Here is a 21,526-nt window from a genome sequence, read left to right as displayed (position 1 = left end):
AGCGCGAAAAGAGCCAAATGAGACGCACATTCTGCGCATCCGTGGATATGCTTGAACACATCCCATAAGCCAGAACGGAGTCGCGCCATGACGGATTTATCGAGCGGAACCAGCCAGCTTCTTTCCATTGCCAAGGGACGGGAGGACGTCGACCCCGGCGAAACCGCCGAATGGCTGGAGGCGCTCGATGGAGTCGTCGCGCACGTCGGCCGCGAGCGGGCACAGTATCTCTTCGACCGGCTCGCCGAGCACGCGCTCTCGGTGGGCGTCGAATCGGCGCGGGCGCGCGCGACGCCTTACGCGAACACGATTCCCCTCGCGCAGCAGCCGCCTTATCCGGGCAATCTCGACATCGAGGAAAGGCTCGCTGCCGTGTTGCGCTGGAACGCGCTCGCGATGGTCGTGCGCGCGAACCGCGCCTACGGCGAACTGGGCGGCCATATCGCGAGCTATGCGTCGGCGGCGGATCTGTTCGAGGTCGGCTTCAATCATTTCTTTCGCGCGGCCGATGCGAATAACGGCGGTGATATCGTCTACTTTCAGCCGCATTCGTCGCCGGGCGTGTACGCGCGCGCGTTTCTCGAAGGTTTTCTCGATGAGGAGCATCTGCGCCACTATCGTCGCGAGATCGCGGGGCCGGGCTTGTGCTCGTATCCGCATCCGTGGCTGATGCCCGACTTCTGGCAATTCCCGACGGGTTCGATGGGCATCGGCCCGATCAACTCGATTTATCAGGCGCGCTTCATGCGCTATCTGCAGAACCGCAATCTGCTGCGCACGGAAGGCCGCAAGGTGTGGGGCTTCTTCGGCGACGGCGAGATGGACGAGCCCGAGTCGATCGGCGCGTTGTCGCTCGCGGCGCGCGAGCAGCTCGACAACCTGGTGTTCGTCATCAACTGCAATCTGCAGCGGCTGGATGGCCCCGTGCGCAGCAACGGGCGCATCGTCGACGAACTGGAAGCGCAATTTACGGGGGCGGGCTGGAACGTCATCAAGGTGCTGTGGGGCTCGGACTGGGACGCACTGTTTGCGCGCGACCACGCCAATGCCTTGCTGCGCGCGTTCGCGCATACCGTCGACGGGCAGTTCCAGACCTTCTCGGCCAACGACGGCCGCTACAACCGCGAACGCTTCTTCGGCCAGAATCCTGAGCTGGCCGCGCTCGTGGCGCACATGTCGGATGAAGACATCGACCGCCTGCGCCGTGGCGGCCACGACGTGCGCAAGCTGCATGCGGCCTATGCGAAGGCGCTCGCGCACAAGGGCCAGCCGACCGTGATCCTCGCCAAGACGATGAAGGGCTTCGGCATGGGCACGGCGGGTCAGGGCCGCATGACGACGCATCAGCAGAAAAAGCTCGATCTCGACGATCTCAAGGCGTTCCGCGATCGCTTCCGCCTACCGCTGTCGGATGAAGACGTCGAGCAGCTGAAGTTCTGCAAACCCGCCGACGACGCGCCCGAGATGCGCTATCTCCACGAACGCCGTGCGGCGCTGGGCGGCTATCTGCCGCGCCGTCGCGCGAAGGCATCGCAAGGCATCACGCCGCCCGCGCTGACCACGTGGGGCCAGTTCGCGCTGGATGCATCCGGCAAGGAGATGTCCACGACTATGGCCTTCGTGCGCATGCTCGGCAGCCTGCTGAAGGACGCGACGCTCGGATCCCGGGTCGTGCCCGTGGTCGCGGACGAGGCGCGCACCTTCGGCATGGCCAATCTCTTCAGGCAAGTGGGCATCTACTCGCCGCTCGGCCAGTTATACGAGCCGGAGGACATGGGCTCGATGCTCTATTACCGGGAGGACACGCGCGGACAGATTCTGGAAGAAGGCATTTCGGAGGCGGGCGCGGTGTCTTCGTGGATCGCGGCGGCGACGTCCTACAGCGTGCACGACCTGCCGATGCTGCCGTTCTATATCTACTATTCGATGTTCGGCTTCCAGCGCATCGGCGATCTGATTTTCGCGGCGGCCGATCAACGCTCGCGCGGTTTTCTCATCGGCGCGACGTCGGGGCGCACGACGCTCGGCGGCGAGGGCTTGCAGCACCAGGACGGCACGAGCCATCTCGTCGCATCGACGATTCCGAACTGCCGCGCTTACGATCCCGCGTTCGCATACGAGGTCGCGGCGATCGTCGATGAAGGCATGCAGGAGATGCTCGAGCGCCAGAACGACGTGTTCTACTACGTCACCGTGACCAACGAGAACTACGCGCAGCCGTCTGCGCCGAATGGCTCACTGGATGCGCAAACGCGCGAGGGCATTCTGCGCGGCATCTATCGCATCGGCGATGCATCCGGTGACGATGCGCAAGTGCAACTGCTCGGCTCGGGCGCGATCCTCAACGAAGCGATCGCCGCGCGCGCGATGCTGAAGAACGACTGGAACATCGATGCCGCCGTATGGAGCGTGACGAGCTATACGGAGTTGCATCGCGATGGCGCGGCATCCGAGCGGCTCGCACGTCTGAGCGACGACGATGCGCCGACGCCGTTCGTCACGCGCGCGCTGGAGGAATCACGCGGTCCCGTGATCGCCGCGACGGATTACGTGCGCGCGGTGCCGGAACTGATTCGCGCATACGTGCCGCGTCGCTATGTCACGCTCGGCACCGATGGGTTCGGGCGCAGCGATACGCGTCAGTCGTTGCGCGAGTTCTTCGAAGTGGATCGCGTGTCGATCGTCATCGCGGCGCTGAAATCGCTCGTTGATGAAGGCGTCATCGACAAGACGGTGCTCAAGGCGGCGCGCGGGAAATACGGCAGGACGCAGGAGCCGGGCGACGCGCCCTGGTCGCGCTAGGCATTCCTGCGCGCTGTGTCGAGCAGCTCGCGCACTTCGTCGTCGCTGGTCTGATCGAAGTCGAGATAGAACTGGCCGACGCCGAAGTAGCGATGCGGGCGCATCACGCAGACGAATTCGTCGACGACGTCTTCGACGCGCGCTTCGGAATCGAGCGGCGCCACCGGCAGCGCGGCCACGATCTTCGCCGGATGCGCGTGACGCAGCGACATGGCCGCGGCTTTCATGGTCGCGCCGGTCGCCATGCCGTCGTCGACGACGATCGCCACGCGCCCGTTCACGTCGAGCGGCGGCCGTGAGCCGCGATACAGCTTCTCTCGCCGTTCGAGTTCGGCGCGCTCGCGTGCGATCACGCGCTCGAGCTCGTCTTTCGCGACGCCCGCATAGTCGACGATGCGCTCGTCGAGAAAGAATGCGCCGCCCGATGCGATCGCGCCCATCGCCAGTTCCGGCTGCACGGGCACGCCGAGCTTGCGCACGACGAGCACATCGAGCGGCGCCCCGAGCGCGCGGGCCACTTCGAACGCGACCGGCACGCCGCCGCGCGGCAGCGCGAGCACGATGACGTCGTCGCGGTCCGCATACTCGTGGAGATGCCGCGCGAGCTCTCGTCCCGCTTCCCTTCGGTTTTCGAACGTAGAGTTCATGCTCCGTTTCCTTTCAGCCTCCGGCGCGTGAGTCGCGCGACACGAAGCGCGCGGCGCCGTCGAGACCTTCGTCGAATACCGCGTCATGGCCGTTTGCGCCTTCGCGCCGAAGCGCGTGGGCGATATCGCCGTCGAATGCGTTGTCGTGCACCGAACGCAGATCCGCGCGCAACGCGGCTTGCGGCAGCGCGGCCAGCTCGCAGGCGAGCGTCTCGGCCACGGCGCGCGCTCGGCCTGGCGGCGCGATGCGATTGGCGAGGCCGATTGCGAGCGCCTCGCGCGCATCGACGGCGCGCCCGGTGAGTATCAGATCCAGCGCACGCGACATGCCTATGAGACGCGGCAGCCGTATCGTGCCGCCGTCGATGAGCGGTACGCCGACGCGCCTGCAGAACACGCCCAGCACGGCGTTTTCCTCGATCACGCGCAGATCGCACCACGCCGCGAGTTCGAGTCCGCCGGCTACCGCGTGTCCCGCGATTGCTGCGATCACGGGTTTGCCGAGCGTGAGGCGTGTCGGCCCCATTGGACCGGGGCCGCTGCCGTCGGGATGGATTTCGTTGCGACGCGCGTCGTCGTTGAGCGCGCTCAGATCCGCGCCCGCGCAGAACGTGCCGCCCGCACCCCAGAGCACCGCGACCGACAGCGCATCGTTTGCGTCGAAACGCTCGAACGCTTCGCGCAGGGCATCGGCGATATTGCGATCCACCGCATTGCGGCGCCCGGGCCGATCGAGCACGACCGTGACGACGCGCGGATCGTGCGCAAGCGGTTCCATGCGCACGTAATCGCCGAGATACACGACGTCAGGGGACATCGATCGCTCCTTCTTGCACGACTGCCTTCAGGATACTCGCCGCGCGGCGTGCAAGTGCACCGCGATCGGGCATGCCGCGGGCTTGCTGATAGCCTTCAATTTGCCTTCGTAACGAAATAAATAGCTCGAAAACGGTGCATGAGATGCAACACTACGGGGCATTGCACCAGAATCGAACGAAGCGCGTTGACCGATTCCGGAGCACGTTGCACCACGCTCTGCCGCGCGTCGCCTGACGTTCGCACCGTTTCGATGCCCGTTGCGCCAACTTGGCCCGGAACTTGCAAAACGAGCGCCTTTTCAGACTCGACCGCTCGAACATGCAGGCACTCCAATCCGGAACCGATACTCTTTTTCTGCTGCTGGGCGCCGCAATGGTGCTCGCGATGCATGCGGGTTTTGCGTTTCTCGAACTCGGCACCGTGCGCCGCGAGAATCAGGTGAACGCGCTCGTGAAGATCCTGGTGGACTTCGCGGTGTCGACGCTCGCGTACTTCTTCATCGGCTACAACATTGCGTACGGCGTGGAGTTCATGCACAGCGCCGACATTCTGGCCGAGCACAACGGCTATGCGCTCGTGCGCTTCTTTTTCCTGCTGACGTTCGCGGCGGCGATTCCGGCCATCGTGTCGGGCGGCATCGCAGAGCGGTCGAAGTTCAATCCGCAGCTCTTCGCGACTTGCGTGATCGTCGGGTTCATCTATCCGCTGCTCGAAGGCATCGCGTGGAACGAGCGCTTCGGCATTCAGGCGTGGCTTGCGCAGGCGTTCGGCGCGCCGTTCCATGACTTCGCGGGTTCGGTGGTGGTGCATGCGTTCGGCGGCTGGGTTGCGCTGCCTGCGGTGCTGCTTCTCGGGCCGCGCCATGGGCGCTACCACAAGGATGGGCGTATCGCGGCGCATCCGCCTTCGAGCATTCCGTTTCTCGCGCTGGGCGCGTGGGTGCTGGCGGTGGGCTGGTTCGGCTTCAACGTGATGAGTGCGCAGACGATCGACAAGATCAGCGGCCTCGTCGCCGTGAACTCGCTGATGGCGATGGTCGGCGGCACGCTTGCCGCGTGGTTCGCGGGACGCAACGATCCGGGCTTCACGTATAACGGGCCGCTTGCGGGGCTCGTTGCGGTGTGCGCGGGCTCGGACCTGATGCATCCGCTTGGCGCGTTGATCGTCGGCGCGGTGGCGGGTGTGCTTTTCGTGCAGATGTTCACGTGCGTGCAGAACCGCTGGCGCATCGACGATGTGCTCGGCGTGTGGCCGTTGCATGGCCTGTGCGGCGCATGGGGCGGCATTGCGGCGGGCATTTTCGGGCAGAAGGTGCTCGGCGGGATCGGGGGCGTGTCGATCTGGTCGCAGGTGCTTGGCACCTTCGGTGCGGTGGTGCTGGCGCTTGCCGGCGGCGCGGCGGTGTATGGCGCGATCAAGATGACGGTAGGATTGCGGCTCGATCGCGAGGAGGAATTCAATGGGGCGGATCTCGCGATTCATCGGATTTCAGCTACGCCGGAGAGGGAGATGGCGGGGTGAAAGGGGTTGGGGTTCGGGGGTGGTGCGCTTGTTCTTTCCACGAAACCCCAGGCAAACTCCCCCAAAAAAAACCTCCCGCCCCAGGCACACACTTCGCTGAAGCCGCTTGCAAAGCCGGCCCCCGATTGACGCGCCTGCCGCATTGACCGAGAATGCCCGGCCCGGCCCGGCGTACATCAAGGCTCCAACGAGCGTGCGCCGGTTACGATATACCGGTCGACATCCCCGGAGGCGCAACGCGTGGACTCCACCGAGACCGCGACATTCGATCTGCCGCTGCCCGCCCGCAATTTCGCCTCGATGCGAAAGATGCTGCTGCTCGTCCTGGCCGCGTCGATCGTGATTCCGCTCGCGTGCCTTTGCATCTACGGCTACTACGATCTGCAGCGCCGCTTCGCCGACGCCCAGGAGCTCACCGAGCGTCTCACGCGCGTGGCGAACGAGCACGCGCTGAAGGTCATCGATCTGAATCAGCAACTGGAGACGCGCATCGTCGAAATGCTCGGCGATCGCGACGACGCCACCATCCGCAATGGCGAGGACGCGCTGCACCGCACCCTCGACGACATGGACGGCTCGTTCGCGCAAATCGCAGCGATCTCCGTGTTCGGCAAAACCGGCAGCCTGCTCGCGAACAGCCGCTACTATCCCGCGCCGTCCGTGTCGATCGCCGAGCGCGACGACTTTCAATCCGCGCGCGCCGTCGCGCCCGTCACCTACTTCTCCTTGCCCTTGCGCGGCAAGGTCGCGCGCTCGGATGTCTTCACCACCACGATGGGCCGCATCGGCCGTGACGGGCAGTTTCTCGGCGTCGTGTCGATCGCGTTGAAGCGCAGCTATTTCGTCGACTTCTATCGCGAACTCGTGGCGGGCGATCGCGCAGTCGTCATCGGGCTTTATCGCCGCGACGGCGGCATACTCGCGCGCTATCCCGCGAGTACGGAAAGCGCGCAGCTTGCAAGGAACACGCCGTTCATCGATGCGTTTCGAAACAACGAGCTCTTCGGCCGCATACGCATGAGCTCGAGCATCGATCATGTCGAGCGGCTGCTCGCTTTCCGGCGCGTGGGCGACTATCCGCTCTACGTCGCGACCGGCTATGCGGTTTCCGCGATCCAAACGCGCTGGCGCGACAATCTCGCGCTCGTCGCGGCGATCGCGCTGGTGCCGTGCATCGCCGTGTGGCTGCTGATCGCGTTCTCGATCCGCCGCCTGAATGCGGAGCAGGCCGCGTGGGAACACTGGCAGGCCGAGGTCGCGACGCGCCTTTCCGTCGAGGCGTCGAGCCGCCAGTTGCGGCGCATGGGCGCCCTCGGCAATCTCGTCGCGAACGTCGCGCACGACTTCAATAATCTGCTGATGGTGGTCGCATCGAACATGGAGCTCGCGCGGCGCAAGCACTTCAACGGCGTCGAAAGCGAAGTGCTCGCGGTGGAGCGCGCGACCGCCGGCGCCGAATCGCTCGCGCGCCGTCTGATGAGCGTCGCCCGCAAACAGCCGCTCAAGCAGGATCTGATCGATCCCGCCGCATGGCTGCGAAGCGTGCTCGAGCTCGTGAGGACGTCGGTGCATCCGTCCGTTTCGGTGACGCTGGAACTGTCGCCGGATCTGTGGAGCGTGATGGCCGATCCCGTCGAGCTGGAACTCGCGCTCGTGAACGTCGCCCTGAACGCGAACGAGGCGATGCCGCATGGCGGACGCGTCGTGATCCGCTGCCAGAACGCGCGCGTGCGCGGCGCGGAAACCGATATCCCCGATGGCGAATACGTGCTCATCTCGATCACCGACAACGGCGAGGGCATGAGCGAACAGACGTTGCGGCGCGCGTTCGAACCGCTCTTCACGACGAAGGTGCGCGGCGCGGGTACGGGCCTCGGTCTCGCCCAGGTGCTCGCCGCTTGCGAGCAGGCGGGCGGCACGGCGCGCATCACGAGCGTCCCGGCTTCGGGTACGACGGTTCGCCTCTATCTGCCGCGTCACCATGGACCGGCGCCGAGCGTCCCGAAGGCCGAGGTGAAGACGCAGGCGTTCGTGCCCGCTACCGGAACCATGACAGCCGCGACCGACGAAGCGCATCCGTTGGGCGGCATGTCGGTACTGCTCGTCGAGGACAACGTGGATGTCGCGGCGGGCGTGATGGCGGTGCTCGAAGTGTTCGGCTGCGCGGTGCATCACGAAGAAAGCGCGGACGCGGCGTTTGCGCTATTGGGCGAGGGCTACAGCTTCGATCTGGTGCTCACCGACGTGCAGATGCCCGGCCGCATGAACGGCATCGATCTGGCCGAGCAGATCATGAAGCGGCTGCCGTCGCAGCGGCTCGTCCTGATGACGGGTTACGCGGACGAGCTGGAACGCGCGAAGCATCTCGGCGTGCCGATTCTCGCGAAGCCGTTCAACATGGACGATCTCCTCGATCTGATCGCGCCCGGCATGCCGCATTGATCCGCGATCAACGTTTGCCTTGCCCGCGCACCGCTCGCGCGCCGACGAGCGGATTGAAGCCCGCGCGCTTCGGTTCCCGCGGCTCCGCTGCCTGCGTGCTCTTCTTCGCGGCGCGCGCCTTCGAGCGCGGGCCATCGCCGCTTAGCTGACTCAGCAAGTCTTCATCGTCTTCGACTTCGGCTTTGTCGGCATCGTCTTCGTCTCCGGCGGGCCGTTGCGCGCCGGTGAGATGCTCGACGACCGAGAGGAAATCCTTCCGCGCGCCCTTCAACGCGCGCCCGGGCATCATCACGATCACGACCGCTTCCTGCACCGTATGGCCATCCACGGTGTGCAGCGTGCCTTCCTCGTTCCAGTCGATGCCGCTATCCGCATATGCCGCGACGACGTGATGCAGCACCGCGGGCGACATCACGCCCGCATCGTAAAGCCCGACGATCTGCCGCTCCGCGAGCGCGAAGAGGCTCGGCGGCCCGCGCTTCGGCTTGCGCGCGGCCATTCACTTCGCGGCGGGCGCGACCCGCCATACGGCGTTGCCGACATCGTCGGCGACGAGCAGGCCGCCCGCATGATCCACGGCGACGCCGACGGGACGTCCGCGCGCGTGGCCATCCGGCGACAGAAAGCCCGTCAGGATGTCCTCGGGCGGCCCCGCGGGCTTGCCGTTCTCGAAGGGCACGAACACGACCTTATAGCCGCTTCTCGGCTTGCGGTTCCATGAACCGTGCTGACCGATGAACGCACCGTTACGGTAGCGCTCCGGAAAAGCGTTGCCGTCGTAGAACGTGAGCCCGAGCGACGCGGTGTGCGCTCCGAGCGCATAGTCGGGCAGAATCGCCGATTCCACGAGATCCGCGCGCTGCGGCTTCACGCGTTCGTCGACATGCTGACCATAGTAGCTGTAGGGCCACCCATAGAACCCGCCGTCTTTCACCGAAGTCAGATAGTCCGGCACGAGATCGTTGCCCAGTTCGTCGCGCTCGTTCACGACGGTCCAGAGCGCGCCGCTTTGCGGCTGCCACGACATGCCGTTGGGATTGCGCAAACCGGTGGCGAACAGGCGCGACTGCTTCGTGTCGATGTCCACTTCCATGATCGCCGCGCGCCCGTTTTCCGCGTCGATGCCGTTCTCCGCCGCGTTGCTGTTCGAGCCGACGGTCACATAGAGCTTTTTGCCGTCGCGGCTCGCGATGATGTTCTTGGTCCAGTGATGGTTGATCGGCCCGGCGGGCAGGTCCATGAACTTCTCGCCGGGTGTCATGATGTGCGTCGCGCCGGATTCGTACTTGAAGCGCATGATCGCGTCGGTATCCGCAACATAGAGTTCGTCGCCGACGAGCGCCATGCCGAAGGGCGAATGCAGCTTGTCGATGAACACCGCGCGCGTTTCGGCGACGCCGTCTCCATCGGCATCGCGCAGCAGCACGATGCGGTTCGGACTCGCGACGGCAGCGCCCGCGCGCTTCATCAGCTTCTTCATCACGAAGCCCTTGATGCCGGCGCTTTCGTCATGCTGCTCAGGCGCATTGCTTTCGGCGACGAGCACGTCCCCGTTCGGCAGCGTCGCGAGCCAGCGCGGATGATCGAGCCCCGCGGCGAACGCCGTCACGTTAAAGCCTGCCGCCGCGTCGGGCTTTTCTCCTTGCTGCCAAGGCTTTGCCGGGGCGATGCTCACGGTCGGCATCAGCGCCTTGTGCGGCGCGGGCAACTCGGGATTCGGGCCGAAGCCGGCCGCGTAGTCGGCGGCCACCGTTGCGCCGCTCGTGAGCAGCAGCGCGATGGCGACCACGTGCGCAAGTTCTTTCACCGGTTTTTTCAAGCGTGACTCCCGACGGATGAAGGGCAGCGGTAACGGTCGACCGATCAGCCGCCGCCGATGCCTTGCGTTACCTTGCCCGTACCGCCGCAGGTTTTGCAGTCGGCGCCGTCGAGCTTGCCGGAGCCGTTGCAGTCCGGACAAAGATCTTCACCCGTGCCGGGCACGCCGGGTTCGGCTTCGTCGCCGGGATTGAGAGGGGGTTGTTGCGCCATCGTCGTCTCCTTCGTCGTCGTTGAAGGGAAGCAAGCGGGAAGCAAGCGGCGTTCCTCATCGGCTTGCAAGGCTTGCAGCGGCCTGGCATTTTTTTCATGGCGTGGAGCGCGAACGACCGCCGATGCGCACATCCGTGCTGGTACGCGGGATGCTTGTCTCGTTACGCGGCGTGAGCCGCGGCTTTTTACCACTGCAGATGTCACCGCGCAGTGCGCGACGACCAGGCCAGGAGGGATTTATGAGCGGAAACCAAAAGCAAACGGGCAACCAGCCGTCGATGCCGAATCAATCAAACAAATCGCACGGACAGCACGGCCAACAAGAAAGGTCAACGGGGCAACCGCAGCAAGGTCAGCAGACCGGCCAGCGGCAGCAGAATCAGCCGCTGCCACAGCATCAGGGCGGTCAGCGTCAACCTTGATCGTCCTGGAGAAGTGGAGGAAGCAACGCGCGGTCTCGCTCACGCGAGGCCGCGCGTCCGTTTTCAGAGCGAAAAAGCGATTCAGGGCTTGCGGCCGAACGCTTCGCGCAAACGCTTCTTCGCGCGTTCCAGCGTGCTCTTGCGCGATTTCGGCAGATTGCGTCCCGCGCGATTGATATAGAAGTTGAGCATCGACATCGCCGATTGGAACGGCGTGCCCTTTCGGCGCGTGCTGCGCGTCGACGAGCGCTTGAGCGAATCGGCGATTTCCTGGGCGCTGCCCGTCTTGAAGATGTCGTGCTCGACGTCCATCGCGTCGCTCGTCTCCATGACGTGATGCGACCAGCGGTGCGTGGATCGCTCGGGTTTCTTGCGGTTGCCAGCGAGCGCGTGTCGTTGCCGCGTGCTGGGCCGCTTGCCGGCGCCGGTCTTGCGCGTTGCCGTCTGCGTGGTCTTGCGGGTCGTTGTCATTACCTTTCCTCATGCTCCTTGCGATGATGCGCGGCGAGCCGATGTGCCTCGCGCAACGCATCGACGATGGCCTTGTACGCCTTCTCGCGCGTTTCCGGGTCCGGCGCGCGCAACGCGAACGACGGATGATAGGTCGCGACGACTGCGTGGCCTTCGTGCTCGATCGCCTGTCCCATCGACGCCTGTAGCGTCGCCTTCGAATTGCGCAGCACGGACTTGAGCGCGGTCGAGCCGAGCGCGACGATCACTTTCGGCGCGATATCGCCGGTCTCGCGGTCGAGCCAGTAATGGCACGCGTCGATCTCGCGCTGCGCGGGCGTCTTGTGCATGCGCCGCTTGCCGCGCGGCTCCCATTTGAAATGCTTGACCGCGTTGGTCACATACACTTCCTTGCGCGCGACGCCGGCCTCGACGAGCGCGCGATCGAGCAACGCGCCCGCGGGGCCGACGAAGGGCTTGCCCTGCAGGTCTTCCTGATCGCCAGGCTGCTCGCCGACGATCATCAGCGGCGCATGACGCGGCCCCTTGCCGGGCACCGCCTGCGTCGCGTCTTTCCAGAGCGCGCAGCGCCTGCATTCGTCGAGCGATGCGGGCGCCTGATCCGGTTCGACGCCGGGTTGCTTCGTCGCCATCTTCGGCTCACGCGCTCGCGATGCGCCGCGCGTCGTCGAGCGTGAGCGGTTCGCGCATCGCTTCGGCGAGCCGGCATACGGCGGCGTCGTGCTCGCATGCGACCACCGCGCCCACGCGCCCGTCCTTCATCAGAAAGGCGATGAAGTGCTGCGTGGCGAGATCGCCGTCGATCTCGATGCTGTCCGGCTCCTTCACGTGCCCGAGATAGTCGAAGGTCTTCTCGTAGTGGTAGGTCCAGAAGTAGGGCACGCCGACATATTCGCGCGCACTGCCCGCCATGTTGTAGGCGGCGACGCGCGCATGCTGCTGCGCGACACGCCAGTGCTCGATGCGCACGCTCTCATCCGAACGCGGCAGCGGAAAATGCGCGATATCGCCCGCTGCATAGAGCGCGGGCGCGGCAAGCATCGTCGCATCGACGCGCACGCCGCCGTCCTCCTCGAGCGCGACGCCCGGGAGAAAGTGCGTCGCCGGTTCGACGCCCGTTCCGGCGATCACCACATCCGCCGCGAGCTTTTCGCCCGAATCGAGAATGGCTTCGCGCACCGCATTGCCGCCTCTGAGCGCGCTGATGCGCGAATTCATATGAAACGTGACGCCGTTCTTCTCGTGCAGTCGCTTGAACATTTCGCCGATGCGCTCGCCGAACTGCTTCGCGAACGGCACCTTGCCCGGCGCGACGACGGTCACGTCGATCGCGCGTTTCCTCAGACACGACGCCACTTCGAGCCCGATGAAGCTCGCCCCGATGATCACCGCGCGCTTGCTTCCTTCTCCTTCGAGCGATGCGAGGATCGCGCGTGCATCCTCGCGCGTGCGCAGCATGTGAACATGCTCCAGATTCGCGCCGGGAATGCCGAGCGGCCTGGGGATGCCGCCCGTGCAGACGAGCGCGGCGTCGTAGTCGATCTTCATGCCCGTCGCGAGCTCGGCGCGCCTCTCCTTCGCATCGAGATGCACCGCCTGCGCCTCGATGCGCTCGATGTCGTGCTTGTCGAAGAAATCCGGGTCGAGCAGGGGCGGCACGTCATCGGGCGGCATGTCGCCCGCGAGCGTGAACTTGCTGAGCGACGTGCGATCGTAGGGCTCGCGTGCGTCGTTGCCCGCGAGCACGATGCGTCCTTCGAAGCCCGCTTCGCGTAATGCAGCGCATGCCGCCGCGCCCGCCGCGCCCGCGCCGACGATCAGCATGGTCCGGTCGTTGGTGCGCGCCTTCGCTTTCGGCGCGCTGCTTTCGACGGGCTGCAAGGACACATGGACATCGCCGTCCCTGACCGTCGCGTCGTAGCGCGTCAATGCCTTCAGCGGCGGCGGCTCGACAAGGCTGCCGTCGCGCACCTCGAACGTGCCCTTGTGCCACGGACACACGATACGCCCGTTGCAGATCGCGCCTTCGTCGAGCGGGCCGCCCGCGTGCGGACATTCGGCGGTGTAAGCGCGCACGGCATCGCCATCGCGCACGAGCAGGATGGGAATTTCCTTCGCGTCTTTCTCGTCGCCTTTGATGCACACACGCTTGCCGCGTTCGGCGGACAGATCCGCGAAGCGCGCGACTTTATGCGGGGTGGGGGACATCGCACTCTCCGGTGGCTAAAGCACTAAAGCCATACGGAGAGCGCGGAGCAATTATCGGACCGCGAGAGGGTACTTTTATCAGAGCGCTTCGGTCACCGCGCGCAGAAACTGCTGCGTGCGCTCATGCTGCGGCGCAGAGAAGAATTGCTGCGGCGGCGCCTGCTCGATGATCTTGCCTTGCGAGAAGAAGCACACGCGATCGGCGAAGTCCCTGGCGAAACCCATCTGGTGCGTGACCATCAGCATCGTCAGGTTGTGCTCCTGGCCGAGCCTGCGGATCACGTTGAGCACTTCGCCGCAGAGTTCCGGATCGAGCGCGGAGGTGACTTCGTCGAACAGCATGATCTTCGGGCGCATCGCGAGCGCGCGCGCAATCGCGACGCGCTGCTGCTGTCCGCCCGACAACTGCGACGGATAGTGATTGCACTTCTCGGCGAGCCCGACCATCGAGAGCAACTCGCGCGAACGCTCGGTCGCTTCCTTCCTCGACAGCCCGAGCACGCTCATCGGCGCTTCGATCGTATTCTGCAGAGCCGTCATGTGCGGAAAGAGATTGAAGCTCTGAAACACCATGCCGATCTTGCTGCGCACCCGCCGCACATGCCGCGGCGACGCGGGCACGAGCTTGCCGCCGCGCATCTCGTGCGTGAGCGGCTCGCCATCCACTTCGATGACGCCGTCGCTCACGGCATCGAGCGTCATCAGCACCCGCAGGAGCGTGGACTTGCCTGAGCCGCTCGGCCCGATGATTGCCACCTTCTCGTTGGACGCGATATCGAGATCGAGGCCGTCGAGCACGGTGAGCGCGCCATAGCGTTTGGTGACGTTGCGAAAGCGCACCATCGGTGCGTTCACGCTGGCATCGGCGGCCGCGCCGAGCGCGGGGTCGAAGTCTCGTTTCATCTGCTGCTCCTGGAGTTGCATTACCGTGCGCCGTCCAGCGGGGTCGGAGTGGTCGATACGCGAGGCTGCGCGATCATGGCAGCCTCACGCGCCGTTCGAGATGACGCACGCCCGAGGCGAACGTCACGCTGATGATGAGAAAGAAGATTCCGGTCATCGTGATCGGCTCGAGATAGCGGAAGGTCTCGGAGCCGATGTTCTTCGCCTGCTGCATCAGTTCGACGACGGTGATCGCGGAGAGCACCGGCGTGTCCTTGAACATCGCGACGAGGTAGTTGCCGAGCGCGGGAATCACCGGACGAATCGCCTGCGGCAGGATCACGCCCGTATAGGTGCGCCACGGCGAGAGCGAGAGCGCGCATGACGCCTCCCACTGTCCGCGCGCGACGCCGTTGAGCCCCGCGCGATACACCTCGGACACATAGCACGCGTAGTGCACCGCGATGCCGAGGGTGCCCGCGGTCAGCGCGGACATCGTGAAGCCGTACAGCGGCGCGACATAGAAGAGCACGTACACCTGGATCAGGAGCGGCGTGCTGCGAATGAACTCGATGAAGAACGCGGTGGTCTTCGCGACGGGCGCGAAATCGCTGCGCCGCAGGATCGCGAGCACGAGGCCGAGCACGAGCGCGATCGCAAAGCCCACGAGCGTGATGCCGATGGTGTAGGTCGCCGCGCGCGCCAGTTCGGGCAGGATGTGCAGCGCGTATTTCAGATCGAAGAGCTGGCTGAGCGACGTCATGACGCGACCCTCGGAATGGTGCGCCGAATGGCGACATGACTGCTCACGCGCCGCTCGAACACGCGCATCACGGCGACGATCGCCTGCGCGAGCACGAAGTAGATGAGGAGCGTGAGCGCGAAGATCTCCGCCGTCTTGAAGGTCGATTCGTCGAGCTGGCGCGCGCGGAACGTGAGATCCGAGAGTGTGATCAGCGAGACGAGCGAGGTGCCTTTCACGAGCTCGATCATCAGGTTGGTCGCGGGCGGCAGCGCATTGATCATCGCCTGCGGGAGGACGATGCGGCGCAGCCGCGCGGCCGCCGGCATGTTCAGCGCGAGCGCCGCTTCGTATTGCCCGCCCGGCACCGAGCGCAGCGCGCCGCGCAGGATCTCGGAGCCGTACGCGCCGTAGTGCAGCCCCAGTCCGACGATGGCGACCGTGAAGGGCGTCAGTTGCAGATTGAAGGGCGGCAGCGGCAGCACGAAGAAGAGCCAGAAAAGCTGCACCAGCAGGGACGTGCCGCGGAATACCTCGACATACACGTTGCCGATCCAGCGCACGATGCGGTAAGGCGCGGCGCGCAGCGCCGTCGCGGCGCTCGCCATGACGATCGCGAGCAGGATGCTGATGACGGCGATCTGGATCGTGACGAGCGTGCCCTTCATCATCAGGGGCAGCAGCTCATTCAGGTCACTCATGACGGTTCCTCGCTAATTGGTGAACGCTGCGCGTCGCCATGCTCAGGCGTTCAGCCGGCGCACAGTTCCGGCGCTTTCTTGGTGGTCAGGTTCGACTTGTCGAAACCGAATGGGGCGACCGTCTTCAGGTGATCGTCCGTGCCGAGCCACTGGTGCAGCTCCTTGTTCACGGCGTCGCGCAGATCGGTATCTTCAGGACGGAATGCGAGCGCGCCATAGCCGGTGTGCTTCGGATCGTCGTTGAACTGGCCGATCGCCTCGACCTGCGGGCCGCCCTTCGATGCGAGCCCCTTCATCGTCAGCGCGGTGCCCACGGCTGCATCGGCGCGGCGCGCGCGCACGGCCTGCAGTTGCGCGGTGGTGTCCGGAACCTGCAGGATCTGGTCGTCCTTGATGCCTGCCTGGCGCGCATAGCCGAGCTCGGCCGTACCTGCCATCACAGCAAGTTTCGTGTCCGGCTGCTTCGCGACGTCGGCATAGCTGTGCAGATTCTTGGGATTGCCCTTCATCGTAAGCAGCGTGTCGGGAATCTGGTATTGCGGATCGGCGAACGCGACCTGCTTGCAACGCTCGGGCGTGATGTACATGCCCGCGGCGATCACATCGAAGCGGCCGGCCTTCAGGCCCGGGATCAGCGCGCCCCATTCGGTCAGCACCGCATCGACCTTCTTTACGCCGAGCTTGGCGAAGACCTTCTTCGCGATCTCGGGCGATTCGCCTGTCACGGTGCCGTCGGGCGTCGTGTAAGCGAAGGGCGTTTCGTTGGCGTAGCCGATGCGCACCTCGCCGGTGCGTTGAATGCGTTGCAAAGTGGTTTCAGCGCTCGCGCTAGTGACGCAGGCGGCAAGGCTCGCCGCCGCGACGCACGCCGCTGCCAGCATTCCAGACAGTCGCTTCGTTTTCATATCGTTTCCGTAGTAGTGGTTCTTCAAGCGTGGTCGAGTAGGGCCGTTCGAATGGCGGCGAGGGTGCGAAAGACCGAGAAAACCCTTACTCCGCGGAGCTTCACGGCGTCTCGGAGCGCAGCCACGAACGCAGAATACAAAGCCATATATTTGTTCCGATTGCTCTAGGACAATTATTTTCAGGCGCGCTTTTGCGCCACTATTGCACTTGAAACTCTGCATGTGAGGAGCAGGAAGTGAACGAACGATGGCGCGACGCCGTGCGCGCGGTGCAAGGCGTGCAGTCCAAATACAAGCGGCTCGTGAAGGCGATGGCCGCCGATATCGAAAGCGGTGCGCTCTCGTCCGGCGAGCGTCTGCCGCCGCAGCGCGAAGTCGCGGCGGATCTCGCGATCAGCGTGCAGACCGTGACGAACGCCTACAAGGAACTGGAAAGACAAGGGCTGATCCGCTGCGAAGTGGGGCGCGGCAGCTTCGTCTCGGCGCGCGTGACTGAGGCCATGTCCAACTACATGCTCGACACGGCAGAGCGCTCGGTGGTCGATTTCTCGATTGCGCGCATCGTGCACACGCCCGAACACGACGCGATGTGGCGCAAGGTTTGCGCGACGCTCTCGACCATCGAGGATCAGCCGTGGATACGCGCGTTCCGGCCGATCGCGGGATTCGAGCATCACCGGCAGGCAGGCGTCGCGTGGCTCGCATCGCTCAATATGCCGGCGAGCGTGGAGACGCTGCTCGTCACCAATGGCGCGGCGCACGGCATCTTTCTCGCACTCGCGTCGATCGTCGGCCCCGGTGATACGGTCCTGTGCGAAAGCCTGACGGACCATGGCGTGATCGGTTCGGCGAACGTGCTGGGGTTTACGCTTAAGGGGCTGGAGATCGACGAGCACGGCATCCGGCCCGAGCACTTCGAGGAAGTCTGCGACAGCGAGCGCGTGAGCGCGCTCGTCTGCACGCCGACGCTGAACAACCCGACGGTCGCGATGATGCCCGATTCGCGCCGCCGCGCGATTGCGCGCATCGCGGAGCGCTACGGCGTCTATGTCATCGAGGACGATGTGTACGGCGCGCTGCCCGCGAAGGCACAGACGCCCATCGCGAGCCTCATACCCGAGCTCGCGTTCTACTGCACGAGCATGACGAAGTCCGTGTTGAGCGGCTTGCGCACCGGCTTCATGACGGTGCCGCGCCGGCTCGCATTGCGCGCGGAAAGCGTCCTGCGCGTGAGCAGCTGGATGGCGACCTCGCCGATTGCCGAAGTCACCGCGCGCTGGATCATGGACGGCACCGCGCAACGCCTCGTGCAGATTCAGCGCGAGCGTCTCGCGGCGCGTCAGAGCGTCGTGCGCGAAGTGCTGGGCGACTACGTGCTGGGCAGTCATCCGAACGCGCTGTCGGCCTGGCTGCGCGTGCCCGACGAATGGGAGGCGGAACGCATCACGCGCGAATTGCGCAACCGCAATATCGCGGTGACGTCGCCCGATCCGTTTCTCGTGCGCGGCGCGGTGCGTCCCAATGCGGTGCGGCTGTGCGTCGGCGCGGAAGTCGGCGAGGGCGCGTTCCGCACGGCGGTGGAGACCATTTGCGAAGTGTTCGGGCAATACCCGCACGTGCACGATTTCAATTAGATCGACGTGATTGAACTAGGACAATCAAAATCATTTTTTTAGGACATTAGACTGGATTGCATCGCTACCGCACACGCAACCCAGACGCCAATGTCCGCACTCACCCTCGCCGATGTCTATAGCGCCCGCCAGCGCATCGAAGGGCGCGCGATCGTCACGCCGCTCGTGCAATCGGCGGCGTTGTCGCGCATTGCAGGCGTGCCGGTTCATCTGAAGCTCGAAACGCTGCAGCCCACCGGCAGCTTCAAGTTGCGCGGCGCGACCAATGCGCTCGCGCAGATCGCCGAGCAAGGTTGCACGCGCGTCGTGACCGCATCGACGGGCAATCACGGCCGCGCCGTCGCGCATGCGGCGCGCGCGCTCGGTATCGAAGCGGCGGTGTGCATGTCTTCACTCGTGCCGAAGAACAAGGTCGATGCCGTGGTCGCGCTCGGGGCTCGCGTCGTCATCGGCGGCAAGAGCCAGGACGACGCGCAGGTCGAAGCGCAACGCCTCGTGCGCGAGGAAGGGTATGCATTCGTTCCGCCTTTCGATGACGAACGCGTGATCGCGGGACAGGCCACCATCGGCCTCGAGATTCTCGAGGCGCTGCCCGATGCGGCGAGCATCGTCGTGCCGCTCTCCGGCGGAGGACTGTTCAGCGGCGTCGCGTTCGCGGCGAAGAGCATCCGCCCCCAAGTGAAGATGATCGGCGTCTCGATGGAGCGCGGCGCAGCCATGCACGCCAGTCTGGCGGCAGGCAGGCCCGTTTTCGTCGACGAACTGGAGACGCTTGCCGATTCGCTCGGCGGCGGCATCGGCCTGGATAACCAGCATACGTTCGCGATGACGCGCGCTTTCATCGACGACGTCGTGCTGCTCGACGAAGTATCGATCGCGCGTGGCATCGTGCATGCGTACCGCGAAGAACGGCTCGTCGTCGAAGGCGCGGCGGCGGTCGGTATCGCGGCCCTGCTCGATGGCGCGGTTCAGGTGCAAGACGGGCCGATCGTCATCGTCGTGAGCGGCAGCAACATCGATATCGAAACACATCGCCGCCTGATTGGAGCTGCCTGACCCATGTCTTCCATTGATACATCCACCGTGCTACTCGGGCAGGCGCAATTGCGCACGCTCGTGCCGCTCGACCTCGACGCGATCGAGCAAGTCGAAGCCGCGTTCAAGTCGCTTGCGACGGAAGCCGTCGCGATGCCGCCGATCCTGCGTCTCGACATTCCCGAGCATGCGGGCGAGGTGGACGTGAAAACCGCGTACTTGCCACGCTTTCCGAGCTTCGCGATCAAGGTGAGCCCGGGCTTCTTCAACAATCCTTCGCTCGGGCTGCCGAGCCTCAACGGCCTGATGCTGGTGCTTTCGGCGCGCACGGGCCTCACCGAAGCGGTGTTGCTCGACAACGGCTATCTCACTGCGGTACGCACCGCGGCAGCGGGCGCGGTTGCCGCGCGCTGGCTCGCGCGAAAGGATGCGAAGCGCGTGGCGATCATCGGCGCGGGCGAGCAGGCGCGTCTGCAACTGAAGGCATTGCGTCTCGTGCGCGACATCGATCATGTCACCGTGTGGGCGCGCGAGCGTGAGCGTTCGCAGCACTATGCGCGCGATTGCGAAGCCGAAGGGCTGCAATGCGAAGTGGCCGACAGCGTGAGCGATGCGTTGACGCATGCGGACATCGCCATCACGACGACGCCGAGCCGCGAGCCGCTGATTCACGCACGCGACCTGCATCCCGGCCTGCACATCACGGCGATGGGGTCGGATGCCGAGCACAAGAATGAAATCGCACCGGACGTGTTGGCGAAAGCGCGCTACGTATGCGACCGCCTGCAGCAAGTGCGCGTGCTGGGCGAGCTGCACCACGCGATCGAAGCGGGCGTGATTGCTGCTGATGCGTCTTTTGCCGAACTGGGGCAGGTCATCGCGCAACAGGCGCCGGGCCGGGCCAGCGATGACGAAGTGACCGTGTGCGATCTGACCGGCACCGGCGCGCAGGACACCGCGATTGCAACGCTCGCGATCCAGCGGGCGCGCGCGGCGCGGGCAGGAACGATTTTCCACAACGATGTGACGGCTTGATAGAGGGGACGATGTCCGAAATCATGCAACAGAAGAAGGGGGAGGCGCCCGTGGTACGCCTGCCGTTCGAGCGCAGCGAATACGACGCGCGCATCGCCAAGACGCGGCGTGCGATGGAGAAGGCGGGCATCGATCTCCTGATCGTGACCGACCCGACCAACATGGCGTGGCTCACGGGCTATGACGGCTGGTCGTTCTACGTGCACCAATGCGTGCTGCTCGCGATGGACGGCGAGCCGGTCTGGTACGGCCGCGGCCAGGACGCGAACGGCGCGAAACGCACGGTGTTCATGGGGCACGACGATATCGTCGGCTATCCGGATCACTATGTGCAGTCGCAGGTTCGTCATCCGATGGATTACCTGTCCACCGAAGTCATCGCCGCGCGCGGTTGGGACAAGAAGCGCATCGGCGTGGAGATGGACAACTACTACTTCAGCGCGAAGGCGTATGCGTCCCTGACCCAGCATTTGCCGAACGCGAAGTTCGTCGATGCGACCGCGCTCGTCAACTGGCAGCGCGCGGTGAAGTCGCCGCGCGAGATCGAATACATGCGCGTGGCGGCGCGCATCGTCGAGAAGATGCATGCGCGCATTCTCGACACGGTCGAGCCGGGCATGAAGAAGAGCGATCTCGTCGCGCAGATCTACGAGGCGGGAATCACGGGCGTCGAAGGTCATGGCGGCGACTATCCGGCGATCGTGCCGCTCCTGCCGACCGGTTCCGATGCAGCCGCGCCGCATCTCACGTGGGACGATTCGAAGTTCGCCGCGAACGCCGGCACGTTCTTCGAGATCGCGGGATGCTTCAAGCGTTATCACTGCCCATTGTCGCGCACCGTGTATCTGGGCAAGCCGCCGCAGCATTTCATCGAAGGAGAGAAGGCGGTCGTCGAAGGCATCGAAGCGGGTCTTGCCATGGCGAAGCCGGGTAACAGGACCGAGGACATCGCCAATGCGTTCTTCGCGGTGCTGCGCAAGTTCGGTATCGAGAAGGACAGCCGCTGCGGCTATCCGATCGGGGCAAGCTATCCGCCGGACTGGGGCGAGCGCACGATGAGCCTGCGTCCCGGGGACAAGACCGTCCTCGAACCCGGCATGACCTTCCACTTCATGCCGGGCCTCTGGCTCGACGACTGGGGCCTCGAAATCACGGAGAGCATCCTGATTACGGACACTGGCGTCGAGACCTTCTGCAACACGCCTCGCAAATTGTTCGTGAAGGAGTAG

Annotated in this window: 20 protein-coding genes; 8 read left to right on the top strand and 12 right to left on the bottom strand. The window is 65.0% G+C overall.

Annotated elements, in window-relative coordinates:
- Positions 1-87 precede the first annotated feature (87 nt).
- Positions 88-2,802: an alpha-ketoglutarate dehydrogenase gene (mdeB, locus tag AWB83_RS04560; RefSeq protein WP_087043045.1), complete on the top strand. Its 2,715-nt coding sequence runs from the start codon at positions 88-90 to the stop codon at positions 2,800-2,802.
- Here mdeB and AWB83_RS04555 read toward each other — a convergent pair.
- The gene (locus AWB83_RS04555) at positions 2,799-3,449 is read right to left on the bottom strand and encodes a phosphoribosyltransferase (RefSeq protein WP_087043044.1); all 651 of its coding nucleotides are present in this window, start codon (positions 3,447-3,449) and stop codon (positions 2,799-2,801) included. The two genes, mdeB and AWB83_RS04555, sit on opposite strands and share 4 nt — an antisense overlap.
- Positions 3,450-3,462: 13 nt before the next feature.
- Positions 3,463-4,266: a crotonase/enoyl-CoA hydratase family protein gene (locus AWB83_RS04550; protein WP_087043043.1), complete on the bottom strand. Its 804-nt coding sequence runs from the start codon at positions 4,264-4,266 to the stop codon at positions 3,463-3,465.
- Positions 4,267-4,586: 320 nt separating this feature from the next.
- Here AWB83_RS04550 and AWB83_RS04545 point away from each other — a divergent pair, with 320 nt between their 5' ends.
- Together AWB83_RS04545 and AWB83_RS04540 are read left to right on the top strand one after the other, a co-directional pair.
- A complete protein-coding gene (locus AWB83_RS04545) occupies positions 4,587-5,789 on the top strand; it encodes an ammonium transporter (RefSeq protein WP_087043159.1) in 1,203 nt (400 codons plus the stop codon).
- Positions 5,790-6,029: 240 nt separating this feature from the next.
- Positions 6,030-8,231, top strand: a complete 2,202-nt coding sequence (locus AWB83_RS04540) for a hybrid sensor histidine kinase/response regulator family protein (protein WP_374729074.1) — start codon at positions 6,030-6,032, stop codon at positions 8,229-8,231.
- Between the two features lie 7 nt (positions 8,232-8,238).
- Here the strand turns inward: AWB83_RS04540 and AWB83_RS04535 are convergent, their stop codons facing one another.
- From AWB83_RS04535 to AWB83_RS36710, 3 genes are all read right to left on the bottom strand, one after another.
- A complete protein-coding gene (locus AWB83_RS04535; protein ID WP_087043042.1) occupies positions 8,239-8,730 on the bottom strand; it encodes a hypothetical protein in 492 nt (163 codons plus the stop codon).
- Complete coding sequence (locus AWB83_RS04530; RefSeq protein ID WP_244197581.1) at positions 8,731-10,011, bottom strand: PQQ-dependent sugar dehydrogenase; 1,281 nt, start codon at positions 10,009-10,011, stop codon at positions 8,731-8,733.
- Between the two features lie 83 nt (positions 10,012-10,094).
- Positions 10,095-10,262, bottom strand: coding sequence for a hypothetical protein (locus AWB83_RS36710; protein WP_167389065.1), 168 nt, complete (start codon positions 10,260-10,262; stop codon positions 10,095-10,097).
- 239 nt (positions 10,263-10,501) lie between these two features.
- Between AWB83_RS36710 and AWB83_RS35965 the strand changes: the two genes are divergently transcribed.
- Positions 10,502-10,684, top strand: coding sequence for a hypothetical protein (locus tag AWB83_RS35965; RefSeq protein ID WP_143750010.1), 183 nt, complete (start codon positions 10,502-10,504; stop codon positions 10,682-10,684).
- 81 nt (positions 10,685-10,765) lie between these two features.
- Here AWB83_RS35965 and AWB83_RS04525 read toward each other — a convergent pair whose 3' ends face one another.
- The 7 genes from AWB83_RS04525 to ehuB all read right to left on the bottom strand — a co-directional run bounded on the left by AWB83_RS04525 (position 10,766) and on the right by ehuB (position 16,593).
- The gene (locus tag AWB83_RS04525; RefSeq protein ID WP_087043041.1) at positions 10,766-11,155 is read right to left on the bottom strand and encodes a DUF3175 domain-containing protein; all 390 of its coding nucleotides are present in this window, start codon (positions 11,153-11,155) and stop codon (positions 10,766-10,768) included.
- Positions 11,155-11,787 carry a UdgX family uracil-DNA binding protein gene (locus AWB83_RS04520; protein ID WP_087043040.1) on the bottom strand — a complete coding sequence of 211 codons (633 nt, stop codon included), beginning with the start codon at positions 11,785-11,787 and terminating at the stop codon, positions 11,155-11,157. The genes AWB83_RS04525 and AWB83_RS04520 overlap by 1 nt, the downstream gene beginning before the upstream one ends.
- Before the next feature lie 7 nt (positions 11,788-11,794).
- Positions 11,795-13,363 carry an FAD-dependent oxidoreductase gene (locus AWB83_RS04515; protein WP_087043039.1) on the bottom strand — a complete coding sequence of 523 codons (1,569 nt, stop codon included), beginning with the start codon at positions 13,361-13,363 and terminating at the stop codon, positions 11,795-11,797.
- A 78-nt stretch (positions 13,364-13,441) separates the two neighbouring features.
- A complete protein-coding gene (gene ehuA / locus AWB83_RS04510) occupies positions 13,442-14,266 on the bottom strand; it encodes an ectoine/hydroxyectoine ABC transporter ATP-binding protein EhuA (RefSeq protein WP_159463010.1) in 825 nt (274 codons plus the stop codon).
- A gap of 73 nt (positions 14,267-14,339) precedes the next feature.
- Entirely contained in the window at positions 14,340-15,008 is a 669-nt protein-coding gene (ehuD, locus tag AWB83_RS04505; RefSeq protein ID WP_087043037.1) for an ectoine/hydroxyectoine ABC transporter permease subunit EhuD, read from the bottom strand.
- On the bottom strand, positions 15,005-15,688 hold the full coding sequence (gene ehuC, locus AWB83_RS04500) for an ectoine/hydroxyectoine ABC transporter permease subunit EhuC (protein ID WP_208636698.1): 684 nt from the start codon (positions 15,686-15,688) through the stop codon (positions 15,005-15,007). Before ehuC ends, ehuD begins: the two co-directional genes overlap by 4 nt.
- 50 nt (positions 15,689-15,738) lie before the next feature.
- Positions 15,739-16,593, bottom strand: a complete 855-nt coding sequence (gene ehuB / locus AWB83_RS04495) for an ectoine/hydroxyectoine ABC transporter substrate-binding protein EhuB (RefSeq protein WP_096059353.1) — start codon at positions 16,591-16,593, stop codon at positions 15,739-15,741.
- A 236-nt stretch (positions 16,594-16,829) separates the two neighbouring features.
- On the opposite strand from ehuB, the gene ehuR reads away from it, so the two are divergent.
- The 4 genes from ehuR to doeA all read left to right on the top strand — a co-directional run bounded on the left by ehuR (position 16,830) and on the right by doeA (position 21,526).
- Complete coding sequence (ehuR, locus tag AWB83_RS04490) at positions 16,830-18,227, top strand: MocR-like ectoine utilization transcription factor EhuR (RefSeq protein WP_087043036.1); 1,398 nt, start codon at positions 16,830-16,832, stop codon at positions 18,225-18,227.
- A gap of 90 nt (positions 18,228-18,317) precedes the next feature.
- Positions 18,318-19,283: a hydroxyectoine utilization dehydratase EutB gene (eutB, locus tag AWB83_RS04485; RefSeq protein ID WP_087043035.1), complete on the top strand. Its 966-nt coding sequence runs from the start codon at positions 18,318-18,320 to the stop codon at positions 19,281-19,283.
- 3 nt (positions 19,284-19,286) lie between these two features.
- The gene (locus tag AWB83_RS04480) at positions 19,287-20,297 is read left to right on the top strand and encodes a cyclodeaminase (protein ID WP_087043034.1); all 1,011 of its coding nucleotides are present in this window, start codon (positions 19,287-19,289) and stop codon (positions 20,295-20,297) included.
- Positions 20,298-20,308: 11 nt separating this feature from the next.
- Positions 20,309-21,526 carry an ectoine hydrolase DoeA gene (gene doeA, locus AWB83_RS04475; protein ID WP_087043033.1) on the top strand — a complete coding sequence of 406 codons (1,218 nt, stop codon included), beginning with the start codon at positions 20,309-20,311 and terminating at the stop codon, positions 21,524-21,526.

Source organism: Caballeronia ptereochthonis, assembly GCF_001545075.1.
Taxonomy (GTDB): domain Bacteria; phylum Pseudomonadota; class Gammaproteobacteria; order Burkholderiales; family Burkholderiaceae; genus Caballeronia; species Caballeronia ptereochthonis.
Note: the sequence above shows the minus strand (reverse complement) of the source record. Positions and strands in the feature narration are given on the sequence as shown.